The organism is Methylobacter svalbardensis (assembly GCF_037671525.1).
Taxonomy (GTDB): Bacteria; Pseudomonadota; Gammaproteobacteria; order Methylococcales; family Methylomonadaceae; genus Methylobacter_A; species Methylobacter_A svalbardensis.
Genome location: NZ_JAWPOH010000152.1, coordinates 1 through 2,073, shown reverse-complemented (window position 1 = coordinate 2,073; position 2,073 = coordinate 1). Strand labels below are relative to the sequence as shown.

At 44.5% G+C, this 2,073-nt stretch carries 3 protein-coding genes; all 3 read left to right on the top strand.

The genetic code is table 11. From position 1 onward, the window contains the following. The first annotated feature begins 397 nt into the window (after positions 1–397). The 3 genes from RW114_RS20470 to RW114_RS20460 all read left to right on the top strand — a co-directional run bounded on the left by RW114_RS20470 (position 398) and on the right by RW114_RS20460 (position 1,990). On the top strand, positions 398–910 hold the full coding sequence (locus RW114_RS20470) for a hypothetical protein (RefSeq protein ID WP_340124576.1): 513 nt from the start codon (positions 398–400) through the stop codon (positions 908–910). 118 nt (positions 911–1,028) lie between these two features. After that, positions 1,029–1,307: a hypothetical protein gene (locus RW114_RS20465; protein ID WP_340124575.1), complete on the top strand. Its 279-nt coding sequence runs from the start codon at positions 1,029–1,031 to the stop codon at positions 1,305–1,307. After that, positions 1,304–1,990 (top strand): DDE-type integrase/transposase/recombinase, encoded by a 687-nt coding sequence (locus RW114_RS20460; protein WP_340124574.1) that lies wholly within the window; start codon positions 1,304–1,306, stop codon positions 1,988–1,990. Before RW114_RS20465 ends, RW114_RS20460 begins: the two co-directional genes overlap by 4 nt. The last annotated feature ends 83 nt before the right edge of the window (positions 1,991–2,073 follow it).

Here is a 2,073-nt window from a genome sequence, read left to right as displayed (position 1 = left end):
CTTTCAAGACGTATATGCAAGATGCCAGTAAAGTTTTGTGTGTCATGAAGAAAATGCGTGAAGATTTCGCAATCCCTGCGTGAATTTTACTGTAGTGGCTTGGAAATTATTTACCTGAGAAACTATACAATAAAACCCTTAACGTAGCGCGCATTAAGCAAAACAACCTCATGCCTAGCCTGGTAAACTCTCTCGCCCAATGATGAGCGCCTCCTAAAATACCTTAAAATGTTAATTGCTTTTATTTGAGATGCTCTGAATTCCTCGAACCGAGTTAATTTATTTAATATTCACAAGAGTTATGATAAAGTTTATATTGTCATGTAACTAATTAAATATGCTTAATATCTAGCAGTTGCAGACCTAATAATAATAACTACAACGAGGTTTACATTACATGAAATTATTAAAAAACGCTGTCGTGGCGACTACATTGGCACTTTCTTTAGGATCTTTTCCGACTACTGCCGATGTCTGTTTGGGTATGGCATGTATGTACAATAGAATGACTCCGCTTGAAGGGATTGATGCCACTTTGGGTCAAGTTGCTGATGCATTGAGAGCTATTCAGGTAAGAAACAGCGGCGGCGCAGCAGACAGTGGCAAAGCCGGTGACGATATCATTATAAACAATATCAAAGACGCCTTAAAGTTGAGCAAAGAGATCAATGCTAATGATAAACTTGACCGTAATCGTAACCGCGCTAATGATTACTTGAAAAAAGCCCGAGCAGCTGTAAAAGACGGCGATTTGATTAAGGCAACTGAAGACCTAAAAGAAGCCGAGAAACGTTTTTCAGATCTTAAAAGTATGATTGACTTAACTCAAGCTGATAGAGTATCACAACAGACCAACCTGCTAAACCGTATTATGGACACGCCTGATAACTCAGCTGGTGCTCGTAAATAATACAGTTATCAACTAAACCAAAGGAGGTCAGACCCTGAGGTATCCCCTTTGCTTTGGTTTAAGCGCTTACACCACAAACACAATATTAACTGGGGGGTCAGAAGAGCGTCTTGCCGCATTGCAGCAAACCTATGGTTTACTCGGCGAGGACTTAAATACCTGGTGCCGTGCACGAGGCGTTTTTGCCCATCAACTGGAACAGTGGAAAACTGATTTCTGTAGTCAGGGTGATTCAGGAGACCCGCGTGGAGAAGCGCGGGCCTTACGTGCATTGAAAGTGGAAAAGCAAAGCCTTGAACGTGAATTATTGCGCAAAGACAAGGCCTTAGCGGAAGCCGCAGCGCTGTTGGTTCTGCAAAAAAAGTTCCGGGCGCTCTTGGGGGGAGAGGTCGAATGACTACCCTCGAAGAGCGCAAGCAAGTGATTGTTATACTGAATGAATCGATAACAGCAGGTGTACGCCGAGTTAAAGCCTGTGAAGTATTAGGCCTAAGTGAACGCACCATACAACGCTGGCAGACCGGTGAAACAGTTCACTGTGATCAACGTCCATTACGTGACTATCAACCGCCACACAAACTAACAGCAATCGAGCGTGCCGAGGTGTTGGCAGTCGCCAATTCCGATGAATTCGGCCATCTGCCACCGAGTCAGATCGTGCCACGACTAGCCGATCAAGGCTGCTATCTGGCTTCCGAATCAACTTTCTATCGCATACTGCGAGAGCAAAAACAGCTTGCCCATCGGCGTAGCGAACGTCCTGCTCAAACACGTACCAAACCGCGTGCAGTCTGCGCTACAGCACCTAACCAGCTCTATAGCTGGGATATTACCTACCTGCCATCGCTTATCCGCGGACAGTTCTTCTATCTGTATCTATTTGTTGATATTTTCAGCCGAAAGATCGTCGGTTGGCAAGTGTATGAAGAAGAAAACAGCGCCTTGGCTGGCGAACTGTTACGCGATCTATGTCATCGTGAAGATATACAGTTTCAACAGCTTACGCTGCATTCTGATAACGGCAGTCCAATGAAGGGTATAGTGGACCCCATTGTCCAGACAAATAATGCCTTAATTTAAGATAGAGCCCTGTTCACACTCCAGCTGAATGGCGCTGTCCCAATTTTTTTATACGGGAACTGATATTTCTGCCGCTCCGTATT